This is a genomic window from Novacetimonas cocois, assembly GCF_003311635.1.
GTDB classification, from domain to species: Bacteria; Pseudomonadota; Alphaproteobacteria; order Acetobacterales; family Acetobacteraceae; genus Novacetimonas; species Novacetimonas cocois.
Genome location: NZ_QEXL01000007.1, coordinates 49375 through 52061 on the forward strand (window position 1 = coordinate 49375; position 2687 = coordinate 52061).

Annotated in this window: 1 protein-coding gene; it reads right to left on the reverse strand. The window is 46.2% G+C overall.

What is annotated here, in order from left to right:
* Positions 1–1503 precede the first annotated feature (1503 nt).
* Positions 1504–2454 (reverse strand): DEAD/DEAH box helicase family protein, encoded by a 951-nt coding sequence (locus NJLHNGOC_RS16285; RefSeq protein ID WP_239021373.1) that lies wholly within the window; start codon positions 2452–2454, stop codon positions 1504–1506.
* Positions 2455–2687: the final 233 nt, after the last annotated feature.

A 2687-nucleotide genomic window follows, 5' to 3' on the forward strand; every position in this document is an offset into this window, starting at 1 on the left:
CAAGGCTCCATCCCATATGTTTTAGGAGATAGGAGGCAAGGTCCTGGGCATATGAACGCTNCATAACAGTCCCTTCTGGCGAAGGGACTTTATGATGGCGTCTATCTTGCGCGTTTTTTCGCGGTTTGAAAGCCCGTCATATCGGCAGCTTTGGAGCGCGGTCCTGATTTCGGTCTCATCAAACCCGTTTCGTGCGAGATCGCAACCCAGCCCGAAAAACTTGCCATGACGACCAGTGCCATCCACTAATCCGCCAAAGGCATCTAGTTTGGCTTGGATATAATCCGCCTGACTTTGGCCTGTTGAGGCTAGAGCCGCTTTGAAATCGGCTAGGGCCTTAGCCCTGTCCGCTGGTGCCAAAGGCTGTGCCTTGTGTTTCATATCAATGAAGGCTGTTTGGATAAACGCGAGAGGATCAAGGACGCCCCCACCATATTCGCGGAAATCCATCTCCGTGTCAGGCGCATGATTGGGGAGGAAAAACTTACTCGCACAGTTATATTTTGAGCCATCAAAGGGCAGATTTCCGCCCTTGTCCTTGAAACCCTTTTCATACATGCGACGGCTAATCTCACGGGTAATGACCTCACTGGCTTCACCCGTGATCGGATGGGTCAAAGGGATGACAACGCGGAAGTTACCTGCCCCGGAATATGTCTGATACATACACATTTTCCAGTCCGGGAATGCTTTCCTGAAATCATCCATGGTCATATCGTGACCGGGGGAACCCTCGTCTTTGTCCAACATGATGAACGTGGAACATAGCACGTTGTTTTTGCCAAACTTTGTGCCGCCTTCCTCAAGGGGATTGGTATCAACCAAGGCAGGCCAGATCAGACGATTGGGCGCATGCTTATCACAAGACACGAAATCAGCCTCATCTTTGAAATAACGGATGATTCCATCCGCATCCGCAAATGTGGGTCGGTCCACAATGCGTTTTGCCTGGACACCATCCAACAAGCAGGCATCAAAATCCCCAGTCCTGTCCCATTCCAATGTTGACAACAGCCCCTCACATTCCTGTTTTATGCGAGTCCTTTCCTTCTGTTGCTCATTACGTTGGTCCCTTGTCATTGGTCCCGACGACATGAGCGAAGGTCTCCCGGGCTGTTTCACCTCCGGTAGCGTCATTTCCCCCTCATGGCTGACCGTGTTAGCGCCCGGGAATTGAAGGGCCAGAAAGTCAGCACTACGGCGGTCGGGCACGAAGATGTGGCGTTCCACATCAATCTCGGGCTTTCTTATACTGGTGCGACAAACAGCCTGATAGGTTGAAGCCATCAGGATGCCTTGTTCAATCTCAACCTCACTCAAACCAAGGCCCATGAGGTAAGTCTCGGTCTGGTCGGGTAAGTTGAGGCTTGCCAGAAAAGCCACGTGATGAATGTGCTGATATCGGTTCAGGCCATGGACGTAGCTGGATATGACATCCGTAGATTCAGGGTTGGGAATCTTCACATAAGAATGGATGTAATGGGTTGGCCTTCGCCCGGCTTCCTAAACGTCCGTATTAATCTCATTATTCAGAATGGTAAGGCATTCCTGTTCGAGAATGATCCGGTCAATGATCGCAACCATTTGATTATGAACATTAAAATTATCAGCTTGCCCTAGTTTTTTACTGAAATTCCTATCCATGAAAAAATGGATTGTCGTGTTTGTTGTGTTGGCATGACTGGTGTATCGAAAATTTAATTTCGATGGAAAGTCCTGAAAATGGACTTTATACTTCTGCTTCCATACGTTGAAAACAATAGACTGATCGAAATCAGCGCTCATCATGATGACGCCATTAAATCCGTCGAAAATATCAGGCTTTCTATGCCATAAAAATTCTAAATGTTCGCTTTTGGGATTATTAAAATTCTGAACCAAAGCACTAACGCTTATGGTTTCATCCAGTAGGATTTTTGCGACTGGACCAACAACATTATTAATGTCATCATTTTGTTGGTTGTCACGATATTTTTCCAGAGGCTTTTTGTTTATTACTTCGCATTCTGAAATGGACCCTGTGGGATCAACCAAGCGCACATTGTCCGTTATCAGCCTGTGATGAGTTTTTAGTTTGATTGATTCTGATCCGATGATCGCAAGAGCTTCGTCAACAATCACCACGCACTGACCAAGACATGGAGAATGATGGTCTATAGCCGTTACAGCTTCCATGAGGCCATTATGGGTTACTAGGAGAATGTCATCGGGTTTAGGTGATCCAGTGAGATAACCGATGATAGCTGCTACAGGACTGGCTTGTGTCTCGCTGTCATAGCGACATACGTTCATACCAAGGCCCTTTAGGGCTGTCTCCGTTTCCTTGAGATTGTCGATTTTGGGTTGGGCAATGATAGCTTTTTTGCCGTTGCTCTGGATTTTCCCGATAATTTTGGGAAGGGCGTAGGTTTTACCGGCTCCACATGGAGCATTGATTTTGAAAAATTTGGCCATTTGAAATAATCTTTCTCGTAATAATTGAAAAAATCCCGCAGGCTGGCCGACTGCGGGATTCTTCCAAGAACGATTATTTCACTCTTATTTAGTAGAACCTGTATGCGGCCAGCATTTGGGTGTTCATGTTTATTTAGTTCGAGCATTCACTTTTTTAAGGTGTTACCTCACTTAACCTGACAAATTTTTAGCGAAATACCTATTATATAATAGGGTTTTCGCTAAATTTTTGG

Excerpts from the sequence above, each read along its gene's own strand:
- NJLHNGOC_RS16285 (WP_239021373.1), bottom strand. The coding sequence starts at position 2,454 with ATGGCCAAATTTTTCAAAATCAATGCTCCATGTGGAGCCGGTAAAACC.